The organism is Archangium violaceum Cb vi76 (genome assembly GCF_000733295.1).
Taxonomy (GTDB): Bacteria; Myxococcota; Myxococcia; order Myxococcales; family Myxococcaceae; genus Archangium; species Archangium violaceum.
This window is the reverse complement of sequence record NZ_JPMI01000311.1, coordinates 1-25282: the sequence shown is the minus strand read 5'-3', so window position 1 is coordinate 25282 and position 25282 is coordinate 1. Positions and strand designations below refer to the sequence as shown.

General features: G+C 69.8%; 26 protein-coding genes and 1 tRNA gene. 20 read left to right on the top strand and 7 right to left on the bottom strand.

Translation table 11 applies throughout. The features are described 5' to 3' along the window. On the bottom strand, positions 1-505 hold a 505-nt coding region (locus tag Q664_RS43185), incomplete at its 3' end, for a nucleoside hydrolase (RefSeq protein WP_200883851.1). A 783-nt stretch (positions 506-1288) separates the two neighbouring features. Between Q664_RS43185 and Q664_RS43180 the strand changes: the two genes are divergently transcribed. From Q664_RS43180 to Q664_RS43110, 15 genes are all read left to right on the top strand, one after another. Next, the gene (locus Q664_RS43180; protein WP_268811450.1) at positions 1289-1909 is read left to right on the top strand and encodes an RNA polymerase sigma factor; all 621 of its coding nucleotides are present in this window, start codon (positions 1289-1291) and stop codon (positions 1907-1909) included. Between the two features lie 40 nt (positions 1910-1949). Continuing rightward, on the top strand, positions 1950-2762 hold the full coding sequence (locus tag Q664_RS43175) for a tellurite resistance TerB family protein (RefSeq protein WP_043410409.1): 813 nt from the start codon (positions 1950-1952) through the stop codon (positions 2760-2762). Positions 2763-2792: 30 nt separating this feature from the next. Continuing rightward, complete coding sequence (locus Q664_RS43170) at positions 2793-4559, top strand: hypothetical protein (protein ID WP_052519401.1); 1767 nt, start codon at positions 2793-2795, stop codon at positions 4557-4559. 7 nt (positions 4560-4566) lie between these two features. Next, entirely contained in the window at positions 4567-9297 is a 4731-nt protein-coding gene (locus Q664_RS62445) for an nSTAND1 domain-containing NTPase (RefSeq protein WP_043410407.1), read from the top strand. Between the two features lie 100 nt (positions 9298-9397). Further along, entirely contained in the window at positions 9398-10117 is a 720-nt protein-coding gene (locus Q664_RS43160) for a glycoside hydrolase family 25 protein (protein ID WP_052519400.1), read from the top strand. Between the two features lie 92 nt (positions 10118-10209). Continuing rightward, positions 10210-11061: a hypothetical protein gene (locus tag Q664_RS43155; RefSeq protein WP_152622668.1), complete on the top strand. Its 852-nt coding sequence runs from the start codon at positions 10210-10212 to the stop codon at positions 11059-11061. 63 nt (positions 11062-11124) lie between these two features. Further along, entirely contained in the window at positions 11125-11448 is a 324-nt protein-coding gene (locus Q664_RS43150) for a RebB family R body protein (protein ID WP_043410404.1), read from the top strand. 82 nt (positions 11449-11530) lie between these two features. Continuing rightward, the gene (locus tag Q664_RS43145; RefSeq protein ID WP_052519399.1) at positions 11531-11872 is read left to right on the top strand and encodes a RebB family R body protein; all 342 of its coding nucleotides are present in this window, start codon (positions 11531-11533) and stop codon (positions 11870-11872) included. 135 nt (positions 11873-12007) lie between these two features. After that, the gene (locus Q664_RS43140) at positions 12008-12340 is read left to right on the top strand and encodes a hypothetical protein (protein WP_043410402.1); all 333 of its coding nucleotides are present in this window, start codon (positions 12008-12010) and stop codon (positions 12338-12340) included. A gap of 122 nt (positions 12341-12462) precedes the next feature. Continuing rightward, a complete protein-coding gene (locus Q664_RS43135) occupies positions 12463-12783 on the top strand; it encodes a RebB family R body protein (protein WP_043410399.1) in 321 nt (106 codons plus the stop codon). A 161-nt stretch (positions 12784-12944) separates the two neighbouring features. After that, positions 12945-13265: a RebB family R body protein gene (locus tag Q664_RS43130; protein WP_043410396.1), complete on the top strand. Its 321-nt coding sequence runs from the start codon at positions 12945-12947 to the stop codon at positions 13263-13265. A 101-nt stretch (positions 13266-13366) separates the two neighbouring features. Further along, entirely contained in the window at positions 13367-13699 is a 333-nt protein-coding gene (locus Q664_RS43125; protein ID WP_043410391.1) for a RebB family R body protein, read from the top strand. Between the two features lie 157 nt (positions 13700-13856). Then, positions 13857-14339 carry a RebB family R body protein gene (locus Q664_RS43120; RefSeq protein WP_043410389.1) on the top strand — a complete coding sequence of 161 codons (483 nt, stop codon included), beginning with the start codon at positions 13857-13859 and terminating at the stop codon, positions 14337-14339. A gap of 42 nt (positions 14340-14381) precedes the next feature. Beyond that, positions 14382-14729, top strand: coding sequence for a hypothetical protein (locus Q664_RS43115; protein ID WP_052519398.1), 348 nt, complete (start codon positions 14382-14384; stop codon positions 14727-14729). Positions 14730-14746: 17 nt separating this feature from the next. Further along, complete coding sequence (locus tag Q664_RS43110; protein WP_043410387.1) at positions 14747-14983, top strand: RebB family R body protein; 237 nt, start codon at positions 14747-14749, stop codon at positions 14981-14983. A 166-nt stretch (positions 14984-15149) separates the two neighbouring features. On the opposite strand, the gene Q664_RS43105 is transcribed toward Q664_RS43110, so the two are convergent. Together Q664_RS43105 and phbB are read right to left on the bottom strand one after the other, a co-directional pair. Beyond that, positions 15150-16919 carry a PHA/PHB synthase family protein gene (locus Q664_RS43105; RefSeq protein WP_043410385.1) on the bottom strand — a complete coding sequence of 590 codons (1770 nt, stop codon included), beginning with the start codon at positions 16917-16919 and terminating at the stop codon, positions 15150-15152. Positions 16920-16930: 11 nt separating this feature from the next. Beyond that, positions 16931-17656 carry an acetoacetyl-CoA reductase gene (gene phbB, locus Q664_RS43100; RefSeq protein ID WP_043410421.1) on the bottom strand — a complete coding sequence of 242 codons (726 nt, stop codon included), beginning with the start codon at positions 17654-17656 and terminating at the stop codon, positions 16931-16933. Positions 17657-17784: 128 nt separating this feature from the next. On the opposite strand from phbB, the gene Q664_RS43095 reads away from it, so the two are divergent. From Q664_RS43095 to Q664_RS43085, 3 genes are read left to right on the top strand one after another with little or no spacing between them, the layout of a single operon-like run. Beyond that, positions 17785-18966, top strand: a complete 1182-nt coding sequence (locus Q664_RS43095) for a patatin-like phospholipase family protein (RefSeq protein ID WP_052519397.1) — start codon at positions 17785-17787, stop codon at positions 18964-18966. Positions 18967-19008: 42 nt separating this feature from the next. Continuing rightward, positions 19009-19359 (top strand): hypothetical protein, encoded by a 351-nt coding sequence (locus tag Q664_RS43090; RefSeq protein WP_043410384.1) that lies wholly within the window; start codon positions 19009-19011, stop codon positions 19357-19359. Between the two features lie 7 nt (positions 19360-19366). Beyond that, positions 19367-19756, top strand: coding sequence for a hypothetical protein (locus Q664_RS43085; RefSeq protein ID WP_152622667.1), 390 nt, complete (start codon positions 19367-19369; stop codon positions 19754-19756). A 101-nt stretch (positions 19757-19857) separates the two neighbouring features. On the opposite strand, the gene Q664_RS43080 is transcribed toward Q664_RS43085, so the two are convergent. Then, on the bottom strand, positions 19858-20856 hold the full coding sequence (locus Q664_RS43080) for a hypothetical protein (protein WP_043410378.1): 999 nt from the start codon (positions 20854-20856) through the stop codon (positions 19858-19860). A gap of 83 nt (positions 20857-20939) precedes the next feature. Continuing rightward, the gene (locus Q664_RS43075; RefSeq protein WP_052519396.1) at positions 20940-22427 is read right to left on the bottom strand and encodes an FAD-binding oxidoreductase; all 1488 of its coding nucleotides are present in this window, start codon (positions 22425-22427) and stop codon (positions 20940-20942) included. A 203-nt stretch (positions 22428-22630) separates the two neighbouring features. Between Q664_RS43075 and Q664_RS43070 the strand changes: the two genes are divergently transcribed. Further along, positions 22631-22704: transfer RNA gene (locus tag Q664_RS43070), tRNA-Arg, on the top strand. 276 nt (positions 22705-22980) lie between these two features. Next, positions 22981-24324, top strand: coding sequence for an ABC1 kinase family protein (locus Q664_RS53465; RefSeq protein WP_052519395.1), 1344 nt, complete (start codon positions 22981-22983; stop codon positions 24322-24324). Between the two features lie 59 nt (positions 24325-24383). On the opposite strand, the gene Q664_RS43060 is transcribed toward Q664_RS53465, so the two are convergent. Then, positions 24384-24755 (bottom strand): hypothetical protein, encoded by a 372-nt coding sequence (locus tag Q664_RS43060; protein ID WP_235217097.1) that lies wholly within the window; start codon positions 24753-24755, stop codon positions 24384-24386. A gap of 154 nt (positions 24756-24909) precedes the next feature. Further along, on the bottom strand, positions 24910-25282 hold a 373-nt coding region (locus tag Q664_RS43055; protein ID WP_043410375.1), incomplete at its 5' end, for a CBS domain-containing protein.

The window sequence follows — 25282 nt, the reverse complement described above, 5'->3', positions numbered from 1 at the left end:
CCCTGTATTTCTGGTCCGCCGATGACGCTCCTCGTCCGCAGGCCACGGTGTAGAGCGGAGGAGGGAGCGCGGCGGGCAAGTCCATGAGACTGGCGGCCAGGTCCGCGAGGACGTCTGGCGCGGAGGTGTCGTTCACCAGCCCGGTGAAGCCCGCCACGTCGATCATGTGTCCCGCGGGCAGGCCCTTCTGCAAACGGAGGAATGACGTGTGGAAGGCGTCGTTACGGATGGCGTTCGTGCCACTGAAACCCGCCATGTCCTGATGGAAGAGGAGGCTGGGCATGCGGTGGGTTCTCCATGAGGAGGGGAGGGGCGCCACGGGCAGCTCACCGCGACCGCTGAACGCGAGCAGGGAGAGCACGTTGCGCGTCGCCCGCTTCATAACGATGTTGCCGAAGGTCGTCGTGAGGCCCACCACGTCGACGTCCCTGGAGCCCAGGGCGAGCCGCGGCGCGATGGCGTCGTCCACCCCCGGGGCGGCGTCGATCAGGAGTTTGCGGCTCATGTCTCCGGAGACGCGCGAGGCCACCGGGTTGTGACGCACGCTCCTGGCGTGCTCGTTCTGTATCGAGCGCTCGTCGCCCTGGGTGCAGCCCGGAGAGGGAGGCGACGAGCCGCGTGGCTGCTACCGGACCTGGAGGATGATGCCGCAGCGGGTCCAAAGTGGGGGACCCGATTGGTCAGGTGGGATCGTGAAGACAGGTAGCTGCGATTCGCGGGAGACGTCCCCTTCGATGACCGGCACGCCTCCCCCGGTCTGCTGCTTCAGTGGTTTCGAGCTGGAGCAGCTCCTCCGCTCGGTGCGCTCCTTCACCTGTGCCCGGAGTGACTGCCAGCGCGTCGTCTCCCTCTGCTCTCGTTGCGACCGTGGCAACCGGTACTGCTCGTCTGCCTGCGCGTCGGCGGCACGGCGGGAGAGCCTGAGGGCCGCCGGTCGCCGTTACCAGCGCAGCCGGCGAGGCCGCTTCAAGCATGCGGCCCGCCAGGCCCGGTACCGCACGCGGCAGAAAGTGACGCATCACCCTCCACGGATAACACAGTCCCTCGGCATGCTCTGGGTATGGACGGAGTTTCCGGCGCCCACGGTCATACCGTCTTGCCTCACCGCATGGCATGGGCAGGAGTTGGATGAGTTCAGAATCGGAAGTCCGGACCCGGGGAGGCCCAGCCTTCCCGCCGCACCTGACCGCATCCACGGCGAAGTGCCGGGGGCGCGGGCCGGCAATGATTGTCATTGCCTGGAGTTCCTTCACCCCTTGACGCGCGAGCCCACTGTGCCGTGAACGGAATGCTGGAAAAAGCAGGTATTCACAACCCGTGGAGCAGCCCCGTCAAGCAGGGGACTTTTCACGGCACGGGATTCGTGAACTCCTCCAACCATTCTCCTTCTTCTTCGTTCTGGTCGCTCTGGCAGGGTCACCGGGAACACCTGCACCACCAATGTCTCAGGCTGATGTCTGGCAATCCAGCCGATGCGGAAGACGCGCTCAACACCGCGATGCTGCGTGCCTTCCATGGCTTTTCGGCGCAGGCCGGGGTGCTCGCCAATGAGAAGGCCTGGCTGAGCCGGATCCTCCATAATGTCTGTATGGACTTCCACCGGGAGCGCCAGCGCTTCGTGGAGCCCGCGGACCTGCCGGACGCCGAGCCGCTGGCCACTCCCGTGCAGGAGGACGCCCTTCCGGACGAGGTGTTGATGGAACGTGAGCGGGCCCGGGAGATTCGCACGCGCATCCACGCGCTGCCGCTCAACCTGCGCATGCCCCTCGAGATGCGTTTCCTGCGGGGGATGTCCTACGCGGACATCGCCACGCACCTGCAGCTCACCAATTGCAACGTCCGCAAACGCATCCAGCTCGCCTATGGCCTCCTCCGCTCGTCCATGGCGGACATGCGCTACACCGGGTGAGCCGCATTCACAATCGCCGCGGCCGCCCCGTCTTGGGGACATGATCCGAACCCAGATCTTCAAGGTCCGCGAGGAGCGCGACACCGCCCTGCTCGAGTTGATGTTGCTGGCCGTCCACGTGGATGGGCGCGTGGCCGAGTCCAGCGTGCATGCCGTGCTGCGCCATGTCCGCGAGAGCCCGGAGTTCCAGGGGGAGTCTCCGGAGGTGCTCGAGGGGCGGCTCCGGCGGAGCGCCGCGACGATGGCCTCGGCGAGTGACGAAGCCATCTTCGCCTCGCTGCGCCAGCGGCTGCCGGATGAGCGCAACCGGCTGCTGGCCTATGGCCTGGCGGCGAAGGTGATCGTCTCGGAAGCGGAGCTTCCCAACCCCAGCGAGGTCCACCAGCTGTCCCGGCTCCAACTGGGGTTGGAGGTGTCCCCATCGCAGGCCAGGGCCATGCTCTCGGGGCTGGCGGAAGGCACCTCGCCCACGGAAGTGGCGTCGGAGCCGTCCGACCTCCTGAGCGCGCGGGTGTTGGAGTTGGTGTTGTTGTCGGTGGGACTGGATGCGTGCCTTTCGCCGGCGGAGATCCACGCGCTGAACGAGGCGCGGGAGGATCTGCCGCAGCTATGGAAGTTGGGCGGGCAGATGCTGCGCCGGCGGGTCTTCGGCTGCCAGCTCGAGGCCCCGCTGGAGGCCGTGCAGCGGCAGCTCGAGGGGCTCGCCATCGTGCCCTCCACCCTCGCCTCGCGGCGGGAGGCCCTGCGGCTGGCGGTGCGCTTCAGCGAGGCGATCGGTCACGGCCTGCCCCAGGAGCTGCTGCTCTGCTTCGTGCAGGAGCTCTTTGGATTGACGCACGATGATGATGTCTGACCTGGCATCCCGGAACATCAGGAGGAGTGCATGACTGCCGAGAGTCTCAATCTGTTGTTGACGCAGGCGGATACCCGCCGGCCCACCCTGGCCCAGGGCCTGCCCCTCAACACCGCCGAGCAGGCCCCGGCCCCCGAGAAGGTGGCGGGCCACCTGCGGGATGTGGGAGGAGATCCCAATTCGCTGCCGGACCAGCGCTGGGGGCTCGTCGTCCCCGAGGGGCGGGAGGGAGACCGGCTGCTGGCACTGCTCGAGCCCCTCAAGCGCAAGCGGGAGGAGGACCAGCAGGCTCCCGCGCGCGTCTACCGGCTGCCCGCCTCGCTCGGTGCCCAGGGCAAGCTGGAGGACTTCCATCTCTGGAAGCGCACCGTGCTCGAGGACGAGAGCGTGCCGGAGGGCGAGTGGCCCCACTACCTGCTGCTGCTGGGCGACTTCCACCAGGTTCCCTTCGAGCTGCAGCAGGCCCTCTACGGCGACAGGCTGGTGGGCCGGCTGGCCTTCCGCCAGGAGCAGGACTACGCCTCCTACGTGGACAAGGTGCTGCGCCAGGAGCGCGCGGCGGCTTCCGTCTCCAAACCCCGTACCCTCTTCTACACCGTCCGGGATGGGACCCATGCCACCACCCTGGGCTACGAGATGCTGGTGAAGCCCGGCATCCAGAGCACCCAGGAGCAGCAGGAGCTGGGCCGTTTCCCCACCAGCCGCGTGCTGGAGATTGGCGAGCCGGGCAATCCCAGCCTCGACACGCTCCTGGCCGAGGCCGCCCTGGCGGAGCCCTCGCTGCTCTTCTCCATGAGCCATGGGTTGGGCAGCCCGCGCGCCGGCTGGCGCAACCCCCAGGAGCAGCAGGAACTCCAGGGCGCCCTCAGCCTGGGAGAGGAGGATCCACTGACGGCCGGGGACCTGAAGCTCCTCATGGACGCTGGCAAGTCCTTCCTCCCGGGCGGCACCTGGTTCCTCTTCGCCTGCTTCGGCGCGGGCACTCCGTCCCGCAGTGCCTTCCACCCCTGGCTGCGCCAGCTCCAGCAGGCGGGCCAGTTCCGTGACTCGCTCCAGTCGGTGCTCGCCTCGCTGCCTCGCGAAGGCGAGCGCCCCTTCGTCGCCGCCTTGCCCCAGGTGGCCCTGGCCCACTCCCGTGGCCCCCTGGCTGTCTTCGGCCATGTGGACCTGGCGTGGACCTATGGCTTCCAGGATCGCGACACCCGCCAGGGCAAGGTCTCGCGCTTCCTCGAGCCCCTGCGACAGCTCGCCTCCCAGCGCCGCGCCGGCGTGGCCCTGGACCGGCTGATGCGCGACTACAGCCAGACCAACAGCGAGCTCACCACCCTCTATGACCGCGAGGAGTCCAACCGGAACGCCAGCCGTCCCACGCCGATCGATCTGCCCAAGCGTGCCCACCTGTGGATGGTGCGCCAGGATCTCGCGGGCTACATACTCCTGGGCGACCCGGCGGTGCGGCTCCCCCTGAGCGCACAGGCTTCCCGCTCCGCGCCAGCGCCTTCGCCGGAGCCGGTGGCTTCCTTCTCCTCCGAGGCCCCCCGCGCCAGGCCGCTCCCGGCCGTTCCTCCCCCGGCCACGCCTCCCGTTCCGACGAGCCCCCTCTCCGACGAGCCGTTGGGCACCGGCGAGGATCCCTCCACCCTGGGCGCCCGGGAGCTCGAGCAGCACCTGCTGGAGCTGCTCTTCCAGCGGCGCCAGCTCGCCGCGTACCTGGGGGTGAGCCTGCGGCAACTGGATGACTGGGAGCAGGAGTACCGGCGCGCCGGACGCGCGGCCCTGGAGCGCGACGAGGAGTAACCAGACGATGAGCCCGGCTCCCGTTCCCCCCGCCTCGCCCTTCACGCTCACCCTCGAGCTGACGCGCAGCGAGAATGCCTCGGCTCCCTTCGCCTTCCAGCCGGGGGGGGCGCAGTACCTCCGCCGGATGGAGGACGGGAGCTACCGTGACGCGGTGCTCGACTGGGACCCGGCCCTGCTCGAGGACCTGGCCGCGCTGGAAGCCATCCCCGCGGACCGCGGCGTGGTGCAGCGGCTGGGGGACAGGCTGCGCACCTTCCTGGAGGAGGTGGGGTGGGAATCCCAGGAGGCCCAGCTCCTCCAGGCCCTGGGGGAGCAGCGCCCCATCCACCTCACCCTGCGCTTCGCCGCCGCCGAGCTGTATGCGCTGCCCTGGGAGCTGCTCACGCTGCGCGCCCGGGGCCAGCATCTCGGCGAGCTGCCCTCCTGCACCGTGCGCTACGAGTGGCTGGGGGCCTCCTGCAGGCCTTCCGAGGGGGGTGCACGGCCCGCGGGCGGGCGCATCCTCTTCGCCTGGTCCGGCGCTGGCGGAGACGTTCCCGCGCGGCTGCACCTGCAGGCCCTGCGGCGCGCCTGCGAGCGCGCGGGGTGGCCCTTCGACGAGGCGCGGGACGTGCTGCCCCATGTCTCGCTCGCCGGGCTGGCGCAGGCGCTGGCCGCTCCCGGGGAGCCCGTCGCGGTGCTCCACCTGCTGTGTCACGGCTCGGCCCGGGGCGAGACGTACGGGCTGCTGTGGAACGAATCGCCAGAAGGGGGCGGCGAGCAGTTCGTGGATGGAGGGGCGCTGCGCCAGGTGCTGGAGGCGTACGCCGGCTCGCTGCGGCTGGTGGTGCTGTGCGCCTGCCAGAGTGGTGGGGCGGGCGGGCTGGGCAACTCCCTGGGCAGCGTGGCCCTGGCGCTGCACCGCATCGGCCTGGAGGCGGTGGTGGCCTCGCGGCTGCCCCTGTCCGTGGCGGGCTCGGTGCTGCTCACGCGGGCCCTCTACGAGCGGATGCTCGCGCACCCCGACTCCCTGGAGGACTCCCTCGCTGAGGCACGGGCCCGCCTGGCTCGTGGCACGGAGGGGCTGGACTGGGCCTCGCTGCAGCTCTACGCCTACGCCGAGCAGGGCTTCGACACCCGCCCCCTGGTCTTCCGTCCCTACCGGGGCCTGCTGCCCCTGGAGACGGACTCGGGCCGCTTCTTCTTCGGCCACCCGGAGGTGGCCCGGCGGCTCCACGAGCGCGTGGTGGAAGCGGGGAAGGGAGCGTGCCCGCGGTTCCAGCTCCTGGTGGGGGCCGCCGGCAGCGGGAAGAGCCTGGTGGTGAGGGCGGGCCTGTTGCCCTCCCTGTCTTCGGAGAGTTGGGAGGTGGCCTGGGTGAGGCCGGGCGGGAGCGTCTCCGGGGCGGGCCCGGAGGGAGGAACGCAGGAGGGGTGGCCCTCGGTCGCGCTGGCCTCGCTGGCCCGGGCGCTGCGGCTGTCTCCTCCCACCGGTTCCCCCCCCTCCCAGGCCGAGCCCGAGGATGTGCTCGTCGAGGCGATGCGCCAGCGCCAGCAGCCCTGGAGCTCGCTGCTGCTGGTGGTGGAGCCGCTCGAGGAGGTCTTCACCCGGCTCTCCGAGCCCGAGCAGCGGCGGTCCTTCGTGCGCGCCCTGTGGAAGCTCTCCCTGCTGGCGGAGGCCTCCGTGGTGGTGCTGGCCGTCCTGCGGGAGGAATCCCTGGAGCGCTGTGGCGAGCTGACGCTGGAGGAGCCGGGGCCGCGCCTGGAGGACGTGGCCCGGTCGGAGGAGCACCAGCTCCTGCTTCCCCCGCTCCAGGCCGAGCAGCTCCTGCGCATCATCGAGGGCCCGGCGCGGCGGGTGGGCCTGGTGCTGGAGGACGGCCTGGCGGAGGTGTTGCTGCGGGAGGTGGAGCACGAGCCGGATCCGCTGTCCCTGCTGGCCTATGCGTTGGACCTGTTGTGGGAGAAGCGCGAGGGGTGCAGGCTCACCCTGCGTGCCTACGCCGACCTGGGCGGGGTGGGGGGCGCGCTGGCCTGGCAGGCCGATCGGCTCTACCAGAAGCTGGGGCGCGCGGAGAAGGACGCGGCACGCCGGCTGCTGGTGTCGCTGGTGGAGGTGCGGGAGGAGACCCAACCCTATCTCCGGCGGCGGGCCAGGCGTGGGGAGCTGCGGCCCCCCGAGGCGGGCGAGCGCCAGTCCTCCTTCGATCAGGCCCTGGAGTGTTTCCTCTCCGCGCGGCTGCTCACCTGGCAGCAGGACGCCGAGGCCACGCGGGGAGAGCTCTGGGTGCAGGTGGCTCACGAGGCGCTCATCCGCCGCTGGGAGCGGCTGCGGCAGTGGGTGCACGACGCCTCGGAGCTCCAGGGCCAGCTCCACGCGCTGCAGGACAAGGCTCGTCAGTGGGCCCAGCACCGCGAGCGCCGGGATGGGGGCGCCAGCCACCTGCTCACCGGGGAGCAACTCGACGAGGCGCGACGGTTCCAGTCGCGGCACGGCGAGGAGCTGACGCCGGAGGTCCATGGGCTCATCACCGCGAGCTGGAAGCGTCATCGGTGGAGGCAGCGGCTCACGCGGTGGGGGCTGGTGGGTCTGATGGCCGTGGCCCTGCTCGTCACCGGACGGATGACGGCGCTGGCCACGGAGGCCTCGCGAGAGAGGCAGAAGGCCGAGCGGCAGTGGACGCTGGCCCGCGAGGCGGAGCAGATGGCCATTCACGCCCAGGATCGTGCCCGCCTGGAGGCCGCCATCGCCCTTCTCGACGAGGCGCCCGCCCGCTCGTTGCTGCTGCTGCGCGGCGTACGGACTCGAGAGATGCTCGAGTCTCCCCGCTGGGCCATGGCGGCCCGCGCCATCCTCCAGCAGCCGGTGAGCTGGGCCCGTCTGCGCCTCGGTCACGAGCAATTCACCGCCGTGGCCTTCGACGAGACAGGCAAGGAGGTGGTGGTCGGCACGGCACGGGGTTCGGTCCTGCGCTGGTCGCCCGGGAGTCGGGAGGCTCCCCGGCCGGTGGACAGCGAGCTGGGGACCGAAATCCTCCAGGTGGGGTTTGGCCCTGGGGGGACTCGGGTGTTCGCCCTGGGAGGCACGCGGCTGTGGCACTGGAGCCTGAATTCGGACCCGAAGGAGCCGTCCCGAGAGAGCGCTTCGTTCGCCGTGAGGGCCGTCTCGGCGGAGGGCCAGTACGCCGTGAAGCAGCGCGCCGGGCGGTTGCGGCCGGTGTCCCTCGCGAACTCCAAGGAACTCCCGGGCGAGCTCCCGGGAGACGACTATCGGCAGGTCGAGCTGAGCGTGGATCCAGGGCGGCGGGTGCTCCGGGGCATGGCGGCCACCAACGGGAAGTCGGTGTGGTTCCGCTCCGAGCGACAGGGGGCACGATGGCTCTGCGCCACCACTGCGGGGTGTGGCGGCCCGGTGCGGCTGGTCGCGCTCCACCCGGAGGGAGGCCTGGTGGCGGCCGTTGTCGATGAGGAGCTCGTGCGGGTGTGGAACGAGGATGGTACCCATGCGTGGTCGTCGAGGCATTCCAGTCCCATCCAGGCCGTGGCGTTCTCTCCGAAGGAGGAGCAGCTCGCCGTCGGGCTCGAGGATGGGACGGTCCATCTCTGGCACACCCGCTCCGGCCGGCGGCTCGCCATCCTCCGGGGGCACGATCTGGCGGTGGAGTCCGTCGCCTTCAACGGGCTGGGAGAGCTGGCGAGCGCCTCCCGAGATGGAACGGTGCTCCTGTGGCGGGTGAAGCTCGCGCTCCTTCCGCGCTTGCCGCTCCTGCTCGAAGAACACCCCACCTCCGAAGAAGCTCCCTCCCCCATCGAGGAAGTCGCCATCGCTCCGAAGGAGGACAAGGTGATCACTGCCTCCGCGGACGGAACGGTGCGGGTATGGCCGGTCGATGTCTCTCAACCCTTCCGGGAGCTGAAGCTGGAAGAGGGGACCCGGGTGTGGCGGGTGGGTTTCAGCGGCAATGGCGAAGCGGCCGTGTTGTCCTCCGGGCCCGGCCAGGCGCTCACCGTGCACCTATGGCGCGAGGACGGCCAGGAGCTCACCTGGTCGCCGCCATCGCATCCGGAGGAGGCGGACGAGCCCGAATGGCTCGAGACGCTCGCCGTGCGCGGTGTGAACACCGTGCCGCTGCGGGCGCGGCTCGAGACACCGGAGGCTGCTCAGGGGGAGACTCGAAAGAGGGAAGTCCGAAGCATGGCCGGGATGCTGCTGGCCGAGGACGAGAACAAAGGCAAGGAGGTGGCCTTGTGGTCGGAGGAGCTCCGGACCCTCCTCCAGGGGCACACGAGCGCCGTGCGGGCGCTGGCCTGGTCACGAGATGGCCGCGTGGCCACGACCTCGGGGGATGGCACGGTTCGCATCTGGGCCGACCATGGCCGCGAACAATGGAATCTCCAGCCGCCCGGAGAGAAGAGCCCCTTCGCGGTGGCCTGGGCGCCGACGGGGCGCCACCTCGCCGTGAGCGGCCGGCATGGGCTGGTCTTCTCGTGGCGCCTCGTGGACTCATCCCCGGTCGCCCACCCGGAGTGGTTCCCTTCCGGCCACACGAATGAGATCAGCGCCATGGCCTTCAGCCGGGACGGGAAGCAGCTCCTGACGGGCTCCGTGGATGGCACGGCCCGCCTGTGGCCGCTCCTCACGGTGGAGGAGGTCCGGCCGCTGCTGTCGGAGCTGAGCTCCTTCTGCCTGGAGCCCGACGAGCTGGCGATCGACCTCTCCTTGGAGGAGCGCGCGCTGGTGCGGAATGCCTGCCCGTAGCCCCGGTAGCACTTGCCTTCACGCCGGACGAGGCGCGGCCGTCTAGCTGGGGGGAGGAACCCTCCCTTCAATCCCTCTCTTTCCTCGAGGAGGAGCACGCATGGACGGCAGTGGATTCATCGAAGGAATCGATGTGTCGAAATGGCAGGCGGAGGTGAACTGGCAGCGTGTGCGCGCCGCCGGCAAGCAGTTCGCCTTCGCGCGGGTGAGCGATGGGCTGCATTTCCAGGACGCCTGGTTCGACGGCAATTGGAGCGGGATGGGGCGGGTGGGCCTGTTCCGCGGCGCCTACCAGATGTTCCGGGCCGGCCAGGATCCGGAGCAGCAGGCGGAGCTGCTGGTGCGCAAGGTGGGCACGCTGGGGCCGGGGGATCTGCCGCCCGTGTTGGACCTCGAGCTGACGGATGGGCAGCCCGTCGACGTCGTCATCAAGAAGGCCCTGCGGTGGCTGGCGGTGGTGGAGCAGCAGCTCGGGCACGTCCCCGTCGTCTACACGGCGCACTACTTCTGGAAGCAGCTCGGTTACCCCGAGGGCTTCGACGGCTACCCGCTGTGGGTGGCCAACTACGACGTGTCCAAGCCGCGTCTGCCGCCGGGGTGGAGCCGGTGGAGCTTCTGGCAGTACTCGCAGTCCGGCCACGTCCCTGGCATCAACGGCAATGTGGACCTGGACCGCTTCAGCGGCACGTTGTCGGACCTGAAGGAGCTGGCCCGCGGCTACCCTTCCGCCCGGCCGGCCCCGAGCGCGCCGGCCCCGAGCGCGCCGACGCTGAGCGTGCCGACGCCGAGCGAGCTGGCTCCGAGCCTGCCGACCGTTTGAGAGGGGAGGGGAGCGGCTTCACGTCCAGGCACCACGCCCCGTCCTTTCCAGGACGTGGCGTGGTGCCACGTCTTCCTGCCCCAACCCCTCCCATGAGCGATTCCGAGCCCCTCCCTTCCTCTGCTTCCGAGCCTCCAACCCCCACCGCTCCTTCCACCGAGCCCTCGCTGGAGGCGCGTCTCCAGGGATTCGTGACCCGGCCGCTCGGCGGGGAGCTGCAACAGGAGCTGGTGCAACTGCTCCACCTGCGCGTGGCGGGCGCCTCCGTGCTGGAGCCTTCCGCGCTCGAGTGCCTCCAGCTCGCGCTGCACGCGCTGCTGGCGGACGAGCCCAACCTCCAACTGGTTCGGGGCCTGCGCAAGCGGCTCGAGTCCCGACTGGCGGATCGGCTGCACCCGCTGCGCCTGTCCGCCATCCTGCGCACCGACTCGCCCTCCATCCAGGTCATGCTCGGCCTGATGTGTTCGCTGCTCCTCACGCTGCCAGTGTTGATTGGCAGCGAGCTGCTGCGGCTGCGTGGCGGCTTCAGGCTCTTCGGCCACCTGGAGGCCCACCTGATGGTGTCGGTGGTGCTGGCGGGCATACTCGGCAGCACGACGAGCATCCTCGTGCGCATCCGTGACTTCGACCAGGCCAACCCCGCCCAGCCGACCTCGAAGGTGATGATGGGCTTCACCAAGCCGCTGGTGGGGGCGGCCTTCGCGCTCTTCGGCCTGCTGCTGTTCAAGTCCCAGGCGCTGCCCATCTTCAAGCCCCTGGATGAGGGCTCGTTGCAGGAGCACTGCTTCTTCCTGGCGTTGTCCTTCGTGTTGGGCTTCAGCGAGCGGCTCGCCCAGGATCTGATCTCCCAGGTGGAGGGGCGCTTCGAGTCCACCGGAAAAGCCATTCACGCCCCGGCCCCTCCGGACGTCTCTACAGGGAGCGGTGAGAGCCCGAAAGGCTAGCCGCTCCAGGCCGGAGTGCGTCCCACCCGGCCTCAACCCCATCCAGACAGAGAGAAGGAAAAGATGACGACTCCTACCGCTGTGAACGGGCAGATCACCGACGCCGTCACCCAGTCCAACGTGAAGGTGCTGGGGGATGCGCCGGCGCTGGCCCTCGGCCACATCTACCAGACGATGGCGCACTCCACGGGCCTGTCCTTCCAGAACGCCGTGACGGCGCAGCAGCAGCTCAACATGGCGGCGCAGGCGGCGACGGTGCAGGGCGTGAGCCTGCTGTACACGCTGGCCACGGCGGCGGACGGCGTGGCCACCTCCAAGGTGGGCATGAGCGATCTGCCCACCGCCATCGCCTCGCTGAACGCCGCGCTCAAGGGCTCGGGCCGCTAGCCCACGTCCTGCCCGCGGCAAGTCCCCGCCGCGGCATTCGCGTGCCGCGGCGGGGTATGGCCCCCATTGAAGGAGAATCCCCATGGCTGATGAAACCGACGTGAATGCACAGATCACGGACGCCGTGACCCAGGCGAACCTCCTGGTGTCCGGCAGTGCCCCCGCCCACGCCGCTGGCGCCAACCTGCAGTCCCTGGCCCACTCGCTCGGCCTGTCCTTCCAGAACACGGTGTCCGCCCAGCAGCAGAACACCTTGCAGGGCTTCTCGGGGACGGTGCTGGAGACCTGGCACCTGCTGGCCCTGGGGGCGGCGCAGAGCGGGGCCGCGGCCTCGAGCCTCGGCCGTGGCGGGCCGATGCCCTCCCTGCCCCGCGCTCCCCGGCGGACGCGCTCCGTTGGCCGTCGCTCCGCGCGGCGCCTGTAACCCCCCACCCCAGGGGACACCATGTCCGACGAAAATCCTCGCCAGGTACCTTCCACCCCGGAGCCCTCGTCACAAGAGGGGTCCGGGGTTTTGCTTCCAGGTGTCCAACCGCGCTCCCCCGCGGATGAGCAGGTCATGGCCGCTGCCTACCAGCAGCTCATGCACTCCACGGTGAAGATGGTGGAGGACACCGGTGAGCAGCTCCGCCAGTTGGCCACCCTCAGCACCGCCGCCAGTGGGGTGGCGCTGCGGCTGATGCTGTCGGGCGAGAAGCCCCAGCAGTCCGCCCAGGCCATGGCCCAGGCCCAGCAGTCCCTGCAGCAGGCCACGGAGATCTTCCAGCAGATCGGCCAGGTCTCCACCCGGTTCCTGGAGCGGCTCCAGCCGCCCCTGCCCGCGCAGCCAGCTCCGGCTCCAGCTCCCGCCGCGGTGGAGGCCTCCGGCAGCGACACGCCCGGGAAGCCATAGGCGCTCGAGCGGTGGAAATGCCTCACGGTTCCAGTTCACGAAGGGCCCGTGAAACCGTCTTGAGAGGGAAGCCTGACTCGCCCATTCCGGGCGGAAGGCTTCGCTCCTAGGAGAAACGAAACATGGCTACTCCCACCGCTGTGAATGATCAGATCACCGACTCCGTCACCCAGGCCAACGTGAAGGTGCTGGGGGATGCGCCGGCGCTGTCGCTCGGCCACATCTACCAGGCCATGGCGCACTCCACGGGCCTGTCCTTCCAGAACGCCGTGACGGCGCAGCAGCAGCTCAACATGGCGGCGCAGGCGGCGACGGTGCAGGGCGTGAGCCTGCTGTACACCGTGGACACGGCCGCGGACGCGGTGGCCACCTCCAAGGTGGGCATGAGCGATCTGCCCACCGCCCTCGCCTCGCTCGGCGCGGCCGTCAACGGTTCCCGGTAGTCCAACCGGGCAGCCTCGAGAATCGTAGGGGGCGCTCCGCCCCGTCATGTCCGGGGGCATGACGGGGCGGAGCTTTTTTCACAGACATTCACAAGCGCAAACCCTCGCACGTTTCCTGGTGGGCCTCTTCCAGGCCCCACAACACCACCCGAGGTTTCACCATGGCGGAACAGACCGCAGTCAACACGCAGATCACCGACTCCGTGACCCAGCCTGCCGTGCAGGTGCTGGCCAGCGCTCCGGCGATGGCGCTCAGCCACCTCTACCAGGCGATGGCCTACTCGACGGGCCTGTCCTTCCAGAACGCCGTCACCAACCAGCAGCGGCTCAACGTCATCGGCCAGGCGGCGGCGGTGCAGGGCGTGAGCCTGCTGTACACGCTCGACACGGCCGCGGACGCGGTGGCCACCTCCAAGGTGGGCATGAGCGATCTGCCCACCGCCCTCGCCTCGCTCGGCGCCGCGGTGAAGGCTTCCAGGTAATCACCCCACGCGATTTCACATTCCCCTCTACCCAGACGTCTCAATCACGGTCGGCGGGGCCATGAAGGCAAGGCCGACCACATGACAGGAGATACACGAACATGGCTACTCCCACCGCTGTGAATGATCAGATCACCGACTCCGTCACCCAGGCCAACGTGAAGGTGCTGGGGGATGCGCCGGCGCTGTCGCTCGGCCACCTCTACCAGGCCATGGCCTACTCCACGGGCCTGTCCTTCCAGAACGCCGTGACGGCGCAGCAGCAGCTCAACATGGCGGCGCAGGCGGCGACGGTGCAGGGCGTGAGCCTGCTGTACACCGTGGACACGGCCGCGGACGCGGTGGCCACCTCCAAGGTGGGCATGAGCGATCTGCCCACCGCTCTCGCCTCGCTCGGCGCGGCCGTCAGCTCCACCAAGCCGCCCTCGTTCTGACAGATAGGCCCTGGTGGCTCGATGGCTACCAGGGACGGAGGGGCTCGAGGTCCCTCCTCGGGAGCTGGATGGCCGGTGGTATCCGCACCGGCCGTCCGGCCTCCTGCCTGAGAGTCGTTCTTGAACCCAGGTGCTCGTCGCAGCCGGAGATTCCCACGTGGCAGATCCCAACGTCGTCAACCCCCAGATCACCGACGCCGTCACCCAGACCACCGTGAAGGTGTTGGCGGAGTCCCCGTCCACGGCTCTGGGAGTGGTGTACCAGCTCCTCTCGCAGTCGGTGGGCCTGGCCATGCAGAACTCGACCAGCCATCAGCATTCGATGCAGCAGGTCAGCACGGCCACCACGACCGCCGCCGTCCAGCAGATCCTCTACGCGGGCTCGCGCTTCCAGGCGGCCGCGCCGCCGGCCCCTCCATCCCCGCCGGCCCCGCCCGCGCCTCCTCCCCCCGTGGTGGTGCCCGTCCCCGTGCCCGCGCCCTCGCCCTCGGGCGGCACGGCCACCTCGGGCGCGAGCCCCAACCCCAGTCCGAGCCCGAGCTCCAACCCGAGCCCGAGCCCGAGCTCCAACCCGAGCCCGAGCCCCAACCCGAGCCCGAGCCCGAGCCCCAACCCCAACCCCAACCCGAGTACCAGGTAACCGAGGCATGACCTGCCCCCCGGATGAGGAGTCAACCGACCCATGCCTGCTCTGACCACCGTCAACCCGCAGATCGTGGATGCCGTCCAGCGTAGCAATGAGTCCGTGCTCAAGGACTCGCGAGCCACGGGTTCCAGTGTTGCCTACCAGCACGTGGCTCAGTCCACCGCCATCGCCATTCAGGATGCCGCCGAATACCTGCGCAACATCGCCGCCATCAGCACCGCCACCAACGGTGTGGCGCTGGGGATGATCATCGCCGGGCAGAACGCGGACAAGGCGACCGAAGCCATCGTGCAGGCCCAGAAGGCCCTCTCCGGGGCCGTCGAGGTCTTCCAGAACGTGGGCCAGACGGCCACCACCATCCTGCAGGGCTTTCCCTCGAAGTGAGGAAGTGAGCCGCGACCATGGCAGACGAGAACACGGTCAACAGCCAGATCACGGATGCTGTCACCCAGACCAACGTCAAGGTCCTGGCGGAGTCCCCGGCCGCGGCGGTCGGGGTGGTCTACCAACTGCTGTCACAGGCCGTGGGCCTGTCCATGCAGAACTCCTCCAACCAGCAGCACGCCATGCAGCAGCTCAGCACCGCCACCGTCACCGTGGCGGTGAAGATGATCCTGGCGGCGGCGGGCGGCAAGTAGCGCGGCGGGGGACAGGTGCCCCCACCCGATGGAAACCAGGCGCGTACAGCCGGCGAGGGAGGCCGGCCGTACGCGCCTGTTCGTTCGGCGTGGGCCCTTCTCCTCCGTTGGAACGCCGCGGCCCCGGAAGCCACGGCTCGCACCGTGGCTCCGGGGCCGGCCGGAACTACTCCGCCATGGCGCGCACCCGGACGTAGCGGCCGGGGGCGGGCTCGAGGGGGACGAGCTCCCCACCGCCCGGCGGGCGCGGCGGGGTATGGGGCCCGGCGTGAGGCACCAGCCAGGCGTCCCAGTCCGTCCACCAGGAGCCCGGGTACTCCCGTGCCCCTTCCTGCCAGGCCTGGAACGAGGGCGCGGGCTCGTCCCGCTCCCAGACCCGGTAGCCGTAGCGGCCGGTGGCGGGCGGGTGGACGATGCCGGCCACGTGGCCCGAGCCGGCCAGCACGAAGCGCACCGGCCCGCTCACGTGCCGCGTGGCCTGGTACACCGAGCGCGCGGGGGCGATGTGGTCCTCCCGGGCCGCCAGCAGGTACAGCGGGACCTGGATGCGGCGCAGGTCGAGCGGGACGCCGCCGAAGGACAGGGCGCCCGGCTGCACCAGGCGGTTGCGCAGGTAGAGCTCGCGCAGGTACGTGGCATGGGCGCGCGCGGGCAGCCGCGTCGGGTCGGAGTTCCAGTACAGGAAGTCCAGGGGCGAGGGCTCTCGGCCCAGCAGGTAGCCGTCCACGGCGAAGGACCAGAGGAGATCTCCGGCGCGCAGCAGGTTGAAGGTGTTCATCAGCGCCGAGCCCTCCAGGTAGCCCCGCTGGCGCATGGTGTCCTCCAGGCGCTCGAGCTGCGCCGGGTCGATGAACACGCCCAGGTCCCCGGGGTCGCTGAAGTCCACCTGGGCGGCGAGCAACGTGGCGCACTGGACGCGCTCCTCGCCTCGCGCCGCCCACCAGGCGAGCGCCGCCGCCAGCAGGGTTCCTCCGCTGCAATACCCCAGGGCCAGCACCTGCCGCTCGCCGGTGGCGCGCTCCACCGCGTCCAGGGCTGGCACCAGCCCCTGGAGCAGATAGTCCTCCAGGTCCAGGTCGGCGAAGCGCTCGTCCGGGTTGGCCCAGGACAGGAGGAAGACGGTGTAGCCGTGCTCCACCGCCCAGCGGATGAAGGAGTTCTCCGGGCGCAGGTCGAGCACGTAGTACTTGTTGATCCACGGCGGGATGATGACCAGGGGCCGGCGGTACACGCAGGTGGTGGTGGGCCGGTACTGGATGAGCTGGAAGAGGGGCGCCTCGTAGATGACCTCGCCCGGGGTGGCGGCCAGGTCGCGTCCGAGCTGGAAGGCCCGGGGTGGCACCATGCGCGGCACCAGCAGGCCCTGACCGCGCTCGACATCCTCCCTCAGCCGCTCCATGCCCCGTACCAGGTTGCGGCCGCGGGTCTCCAGGGTGGTGCGCAGCACCTCCGGGTTGAGCAGCGGTGAGTTCGCGGGGGACAGGGCGTCGGAGAGCTGGCGCGCGAAGAAGCGGGCCTGGCGCGCGGTGTGCGGCTCCAGACCCGGCGCGTGTTCCACCATCTGCTGCAACCACTCGGCGCCCACCTGGTGGCCGCGGCGCAGCAGATCCAACCAGGGGTGCGTGTCCCAGGCGGCATCCCGGTAGCGGCGGTCACCGCGAGCCGGGCGGGTGGGGGCCGCGCCGGGTGGCTCCTGGGAACGCCGCCGGGCGTCTTCCCACAGGCGGCCCAGGCGTTCTCCGAGCTCCTGGTTCGCCGCCGCCAGCCGCTCGGGCTCGGTGGCCAGCCGCCGCAGCGCCTCGTCGAAGGCGCCGCGCAACCCCTCCAGGGCATCCGGGGGGGCCTGGGCGCTCAGCTCCCGCCAGCGCACCAGCGCCTGGCTTCCCAGCGCCATGGCCCGTCCCAGGTTCTCCGCCAATTCCTCGTGTGGCTCCATGGAGTCCTCCCTCACGCCATGTGGTGCCCACCATTGATGGTGAGCGTGGAGCCGGTGATGAATCCGGACTGGTCCGAGGCCAGGAAGAGCACCGCTCGCGCCACCTCCTCCGGAGTGCCCAACCGCCCCACGGGTATCTGGGCGATGATCCGTTGGAGGATCTCCGGGTTGACGGACCTGACCATGTCCGTCTCGATGTAGCCGGGGGCGACCAGGTTGACGGTGATGCCCTTGGACGCGCCCTCGCGGGCCAGCGCCATGGTGAAGCCATGCAAGCCCGCCTTGGCCGCCGCGTAGGCCGTCTGCCCCACCTGGCCTGTCTGTCCATTGATGGAGCCGATGTTGATGATGCGGCCAAAGCCGCGCTCGCGCATGCCCGGCACCACCTCGCGGCACAGGTTGAAGCACGCGGTGAGGTTGTTCTGGATGACGGCGGCCCACTGCTCGGGCTGCATGCGGTGCAGCACGGCGTCGCGGGTGATGCCCGCGTTGTTGACGAGCACCTCGACGGGGCCGAAACGCTCGGTCAGCTGGGAGAGCGCCGTCTTGCAGGCGTCCGCGTCGCCGCCATCCAGCTTGAGGCGGGAAATGCCGGTCCGCAGGGAGAACTCGTGTGCGGCCCGGTCATCGGACACATAGGTGACGACGACACGATAGCCATTGGCATGGAGCGCCGCCGAGATGGCCGCGCCGATGCCGCGTGTACCGCCGGTGACGAGTGCGACTCGTCCATTCATGTTCATACCTCCTCGATAGGGGACCCTGAAGAGACGGCGCGGTGGCGCGGTCCGTGAGGCATTCACAACCCGGCGCCGCGGAGCGTCCTGGCCGTGAAGCACCGCTTCACCCCATCCGGAGGCAATGCATGAAGAAGGAACACACCCCGTCGTATGAGAATCGGGATGACCCGCACGTCATCCTCGTGCTGCAGGGCGGAGGCTCGCTGGGCGCCTACCACCTCGGCGTGTACCAGGCGCTCGCGGAGAAGTCCCTGCACCCCCACTGGGTGTCTGGCATCTCCATCGGGGCCTTCACCGCGGCCCTGCTGGCGGGCAACCGGCCCGAGCGCCGCGTGGAGCGGCTCGAGGAGTTCTGGCGGGAGATCTCCTGGCCGGGCGAGTGGGGAAGCTGGCTGCCGGTGCAGTGGCGCAAGATGGCCAACATGGCCAGCCATGCCACGTCGCTGCTGTTCGGCCAGCCCAACTTCTTCGCCCCCCGGTGGGTCTCTCCGATGCTGGCTCCTCCCGGCACCACGGACGCGCTGAGCTTCTACACCACCGCCCCCATGCGCTCCACGCTGCGGCGGCTGGTGGACTTCGAGTACATCAACTCGCGCGCCACGCGCCTGAGCCTGGGCGCCGCCCGGCTGCGCGACGGGGAGCTCGTCTTCTTCGACAACACCCGCGAGCCGATCGGCCCCGAGCACGTGCTGGCCAGCGGCTCGCTGCCCCCGGCCTTCCCGCCCACCCGCATCAACGGCGAGCTGTACTGGGATGGCGGCTGCGTCAGCAACACGCCCCTCAACGCCATCTTCGAGGCCCCCCCCGAGCGGGACACGATCATCTTCATGATCGATCTGTTCGACAAGGCCGGCCCGGAGCCGCGCGGCATGGACGACGTGAACTGGCGCGCCAAGAGCATCCAGTTCGCCAGCCGGACCTCGCACCACATCGCGCAGATGGCGCGGGTCCACAACATGAGCCAGCGCCTGGAGCGCGAGCGGGGCGGAGCGGCCTCCTTCGCCAATGGCGGCCGGCGGGAGCGCCCCCCGCGCCGGGACATCGTCCACCTGGTCTACAAGCGCGGCGCCGACCAGACCGGAGACAGCGACGCGGAGTTCTCGCGCTGGTCCATCGAGGAGCGCCGCCAGGACGGCTACCGGGACATGAAGCGCGTGCTGGAGCTCGCCCCGTGGAAGCGCGCCCCGAGCAACGACATGGCCGCGGCGTCCTTCAGTGGCTCGGGCCACCAGGCGGATGAGAGCGACATGCTGGTCCACACGGCCGACAGCGAGCGCCAGGAGATCTCCAGCCACCTGCACGTGTGAGCCGGCGGCATTCAACCCGACGTGACAAAGGAAAACCCAGACATGTCCAACGACAGAGAGACCCCCCGTCCGAGCGCGCAGCCGAGGATCCAGCCCGATCCGGGTGCGCTGCTGAACGCGATGCAGCAGGTGCCGGAGACGTTGCTGCTGGCCTGGCAGCAGGTGGTGGCCGGCGCGCCCACCACCTGGTCGGCGCAGTGGACGATGGGGGAGAGCCGCTTCCCCGGAGCGCCCCAGGAGCAGGTGTCGCAGGAGCCGCCCTCCACCAGCCGGCGCGAGCCGCCCCACCAGGAGTTCTCCCGCATGCACGGTGAGGCGCTCGACTTCTGGATCCGGTTGCCGCGGTCCTTCCTCAAGGGACTGGTGGTGCCGGCCCGTGAGGGGCGGAGCTGAGGGGAGCATGAAAGCCCCCAGGGAAGGTACGCCGGGAGACGACGCCTCCCGGCGCTTCGAGCGTCAGATGCGTGAGGGCTTCACGGGCCTGCTGGAGCCGGGCGCCTGGTCCTCGCTCCTCCAGCCCGTGCTGGGCTTCCAACTCGGGTGGATCCGCTCCCTCCACCAGGCGATGGAGGAGGCCGGTCCGCGCACGCCGCGAGCGCGGCTGGACGAGGTCCTGCGGGGCCTGCTGGAGGTGGTGGAGCCGCTGGGCCCGCCGGAGGAGCGGCTGGCGCGGCGGCGGCTGATGATCGAGTACGCCGACGTCCTCACCGCCTACGCCGGGCTGATGCGGGAGCTCGCGCGGGATGTGGAGGACGAGGAGCAGCCACGGCCCTCGGTGCCGAACTACTGAAGGGCCGCGGATGCTGCTCGCACCTACGCCTCCAGCTCTCGGGCCTGCTGCTCCCGGGGGCTGGAGGCATTGGACTCTCGACGAAGCGAGAGGGGAGGGCCTCAGTAGAGGACGAAGCCAGCGACGAGGGCGGGCCGGACCCGGGTGGGATCCACGAGCGGCAGGTGGACTCCCCCGCCCAGCATCAGGTTCAACTGGGAGCGGGGCCGCCAGGTCACCAACACGTCTCCTCCCGTACCCCGGATGAACTGCTCGGAGCGGAAATCGAAGGCGGAGGAGAGCCCACCGGCGAGACCGAAATGGCCCATCCGGAACACATTCACGGCGCCGCCGAACCGCACCCACGGCGCGTCAGGCAGACTCGAGAACGTGGGCCCCACCGTCAACAGCACGGACAACCCCCATCCATTCTGGCTCGGCGCCGGCGGTGGGGGAGGGTTGACGTAGTCGAAGTGGGCCTCGGCGAGGGTTGCCTGTGCCACCTCCCGGTAGCTTCCGTCCACGGCCTTCACCACCTCGGAGAGCTGGAGCCGCTCCGTCATGAGCGAGCCGTTCTCCTGGGCGAAGACCTCGCCCTTGAGGTGGAAGAGCTGCTTCACGTCGAGCGTCTCGTTGCCCTCCACCCAGATGTCGGGGTCGTACAGATGGAAGCGTCCGTCCGTGTCGGAGTAGTCGTAGGTGATGGCCGGGCGCTGCGCGGGGGTGTTGGGAGTGCCCGGAGTGGGTACGACGGTCGTCTCCGCCGCCCGCCCGCGGCCCTGGCGGACCTGCTGCTGGAGGGACTCCACATCATCCGTGAGGCTCTGGATGCGCAGCGCGTGCTCCTGGCGGAACTTCTCGAAGGCCGCGTCCTTCTCGGAGAGCTGGGCCTTGTACTGGGCCTCCAGTGCCTTCTGGCTCTCCAGTTGGGATTGGGCGGTCCCCAGGAGCGTGTTCTGCGCCTCGAGTTGCTTCTCCTCGGGGGTGAGCTGGCCGTTGAGCTGCCGTGCGTAGGTGGCGGAGCTCGGTGCGTGCCACTGGTGATAGCGGCTGCAGCCTTCGGCTCCGAGTCCTACGCCAAGGCCAAAAGTGATGAGGGGGGTGAGCTTCGGGAATGTCATGGTCTCCGTCTCCTGAGGGGCAGACGGAGAGACCGACTCACTGTGAATCCGTTGGCGCGTCAGAGCGGCTTCGACGGCCCCGGTCAAGCCGGGGCAAAACCATCACCGGGCGAGCCCTGTCCAAGGCTCGTCAGCCGCCGCCACTGGTCCGTCTGGAGGACGTTCTTCGGGTCCACCCTCGCCTTGAGCGCGAGGAACCGCTCGATGGCTCCCGGCGCGTGGTTGGCGCGGAACTGCTCCGGCGTGAGCACGGAGTCCTTCGCGTAATAGAAGCGCCCTCCATGGGCGAGCACGTGGTCCGCCATTTCGCGGCAGAGCTTCCACAGGCGCTCGCGGTTGGAGCCCGTCACGGAGAAGTCGAGCGCCAGCGAATACCCATCCACGTAGTAGCTCATCAGGAACGGTGCCGGCCGGTGGCGCTTGAGTACCCCGAGGTACGGAATGAGCCCCTCGCGCTGGCAGCGCTCCAGGATGTGCGTGTAGACGGCGTGGGCCTGCTCCTTGGGCACGAACGGCTGGAACTGCAGCAGTCCACCCGGCATCAGGGCGCGCTTCCAGCCCGGCACGTAGTCGAGCAGGAAGTGGAACGCGCCATGCGTCTGCAGGTACGCCGGGCGGCTGGCCTCGCGGATGCCGGCGTAGAACTTCGCCATGTTCACCCAGCGCATCGCCCGGCCGTGCACCGTCAGCCAGAGCCCCGGCCACAGCCAGGCCAGTGGAACCACGCCGAAAGCCCGTCCGGGGACATCCTGCCGGGCAGGGGAGAGGAACGGATCCGGGTTCTCCTGGGCGGGCACGTGCTGCGCCAGGTGCAGGAGCCCGCGCCCGAGGCGGGAGCCACGCGCGAAGCAGTCGATCCACCCCACCATGTAATCGGAGTCGGCCTGGGAGGTGTCGAGCGCTTGCATCGCCTCGCCGAGCTCCCGCGTGCTGCGCGCGTGGACGAGCAGCCGTCCGGAGGACACGCGCTTGAGCTGGAGCTCGACCTCGAGGATGCACCCGAGCAGCCCCATGCCTCCGATGGCGGCGTGGAACAGGTCGGCGTTCTCGGTGCGGCTGCAGCGCAGCTCCTCACCCGAGGGCGTCAGCAGGCGGAAGGAGCGGACGTACTCGCCGAACGAGCCGACCTTGTACTGGTTCTTCCCATGGATGTTCATGGACAGCGCGCCACCGATGGTGACGTGCATGGTGCCGGGCACGACATACGGCCAGAAGCCGTGGGCGATGCTCATGCGCCACAGCGCCGCGATCGTCACGCCGGGCTCCACCCGCGCGAGGCCCTCCTTGCCGTCGAACTCCAGGATGCGATCGAGCCGGCCCAGCTCGACGATGGAGCCCCCGGTGTTCAGCGCCGCGTCACCGTAGCTCCGCCCTCCGCCGCGAAAGGCCACCGTCTCCCCGCGTCCGCCCGCGCTCGCCATCAGCTCGGCCAGCTGCGCCGTGCCCTCCACCCGGTGGACGAGGCCGCGGCTCACCGTGGACTCGCCCCAACCTCGAAGCTCCTCGTTCTCGTGCATCGCTCGCTCGTCGTCCGCGCTGGCTCTCCGCTCGCCAGGCTCCGGGTGGTGCATACCCCGCCCCGGGCCCTCCAGGCCCACCCTTCGTGACCGGCGTGGGGCTCCCGCTCCCACGGCAGGCAGTCAGGTGGGTATCCAACAGTGGAGTCGGGCCCTCCGGGGACGATGTTCCCGCCCGGCGCTGTTCCAAGAAAGCGTGCTTGCGTCGGCGGGGGAAGTCAGTTACTTACCCACCCGCTGTCGCGGTCGTACAGCGTGCGCGATTAGCTCAGCTGGATAGAGCGTTGGCCTCCGGAGCCAAAGGCCGCAGGTTCGAATCCTGCATCGCGCGTCCGGTCAAGGGCCTGGAATCCTTGGGGAAATCCCCCAGCGGTTCCAGGCCCTTCGCCTTTTCCGGCCGGGCCTTACGGCAAGGATGGTTCGGAGGCGGGAGCTTGCAGCGCGGATGCGGCGGAAGTCCCCTCCGCGCTGGCCACGGCCAGCCTGCCTGAGTCTTCCTGCGCAGGGCCAGGCCTCACGCGCTGGGTTGGCGTGACGCGCGCTCACCACCGTCCCCCCGAGATGCTTTTTTGGGGTGGCCGGCACACCCCCGAGAGGACGGACCGTCATGCACGAGGATGAGCTGGTGGCATTGCTTCGGGAGCAACTGCTCGGCACGGAGCGGCCGGTGGTCCGCTCGGGCGTCGAGCGGCTGTGGAAGACCGGGCGCGGGGCCGCGGGGCTGGCGCTCTCCGTCGTCGGCGGCCGGCTGCGCGGCAAGGGCGAGGGGCTCGCCGCCGCCGATGTGCGCGCCGTCTCCCAGCTCGTGTCCCGGCTCGGGGAGCTCAAGGGCCTCGCCATGAAGGCTGGACAGGTGCTCGGCTACATCGACCCGACGCTTCCCCCCGAGATTCGCGGGCTGCTCTCCGTCCTGCAGACGGCCTCCCCCGCCAGCCCCTTTCCCCAGGTGGAGGCAACCCTCCGCGCCGCGTTCGGGCCACGCGCCAACGTGCTCCTCGCAGGGCTCGAGCGACAACCCGTCTCCGTGGCCAGCATCGGGCAGGTCCACCGCGCCCGCCTTCCCGACGGCACCGGCGCCGCCGTGAAGGTCCGTCACCCCGGCATCGACGAGGCGCTCCAGGGTGACTTCCGAGCCGCTGGCACCGGCTCCTCCTTCGCGAGCGTGCTGCTACCAGGCGCCGCCTCCAGCATCCGTGGCTTCATCGACGAGGCCCGCACCGTGCTGCTCGAGGAGTGTGACTTCTCCCTCGAGCGCGAGCGGCAGGCCACCTTCGCGCGGCTGTTCGCCCGGGACGAGGTCATCCTCATCCCCGCCGTCGAGCCCGAGTGGTGTGCCGCCTCCGTGCTCACCACCCGCTGGATGCCCGGGCAGTCCTTCGACGCGTTCCTGGCGGCGAATCCCTCCCAGGAGGTCCGGGACCGGATGGGCATCGCCCTGTTCTCGTTCTACATCGGCACGCTCTACCGGCACGGCCTTTTCCACGGAGATCCGCACCCCGGCAACTACGCGTTCCGCGAGGACGGCCGCGTGGTCGTCTATGACTTCGGCTGCGTCCGCTCCTTCGACTCCGCCACGGTGCTCGCCTTCGCGGCGCTCGTCGACGCGGTCCGGGCGGATGAGGCGCACGGCATGCGCGAGGCCCTGGTGGCGCTCGGCGCCCGGCCGCCCGGAGATGCCGAGAGCCTGGCGATGCTCCGCACCCTCCTGCGCGGCTTCTTCGCGCCCCTCCTCGAGCACGGCCCCCGCCCCGTTCATCCAGGCGCGGGCTTCGAGGCCCAGCAAATACTCCGCGACAAGCGCTTCCTCGCGAAGCTCTCGCTTCCCGGGCGCTTCCTCTTCCTGTTCCGCTTGCGCTTCGGGCTCTACGCCGTGCTCGCCCGGCTCGGTGCCATCGCCGATTGGAGCGCCCTCGAAAGCCAGTGGGCCACGGAGGCCCGCGGTGGGTGCTAGTGCTACAGGCGAACACGGCACCGGAGAGGCTCGTCACCGCGCACAGCAGGAAGACCGGCTCAGCCCTCGTCCTCGTCCTTCCTGAGCCGGAAGGCATCGGCGAAGGTGCGAATCTTGTCGATGGGCTTGGAGTAGATGAGGTTGATGACCGTCACGCGGCGCTGCGCATACGCCGTCGCGAGGCCTCGCACCGCATTGTCCAGCTTCATACTCTCCGGCCCGTACCGGTATTCCTCCGGGCTCACCCCCTGCCGCTTCAGCAGTCCGTCATGCACCATGTCCTCCATCCGCTCACTCGCGGACTCCGAGGCAATCCGTAGCTCCCGGGCCACCGCCTCGGCGTTCCAGGCTCGCCCCGGCTGCTGGTGCAGCAGCAAGAGAATCTCCAATTGCTCCACCGAATCGATGTGATGGGTGATGAACCGCCTCACCTCTTCGGGAAGATCACTCGAGTGCAAACGGCATCCCTTCTTGCTGCCTGCTGCGCATCGCCTGAGACCGGGGCGTCTGCTCCGGACGGAGGGGCCATGCAGGCTCGGATATGTGGGCTCGTGGACTGCTTCCGGGGTAGGGCAGGGCACGCTCTTAGTTCGAAACCTCCGTGGGTGCCACGAGGTGCTCACCGAGTGCGTGCTGGTGGAGGTGGTGCGAGGAGAGGAACCTGCGCACGACCGTACGCGTCAGCAGCCCACAGGTCCGAGCGCCGGGTGGCCCTTCCACCGGCAGGGCCTCCACGTCCTCCTGGTCCATCAGGTGGAGCGCGTGCGCCAGGTCCATGTCCGGCGAGAGCAGGGGCACCTTGCGCGCCAGGTCGCTCGCGACGAGCATGGGGTGCAGCACCTCGTCGCGCCAGATGTCGCGGAGTTGGTCCACCTGGATGATGCCGTACAGATGTCCATTCCCATCGAGCACGGGCAGCGTCCCGCTCTCGGCGGTGAGCACTTGATCCATGAGGGGA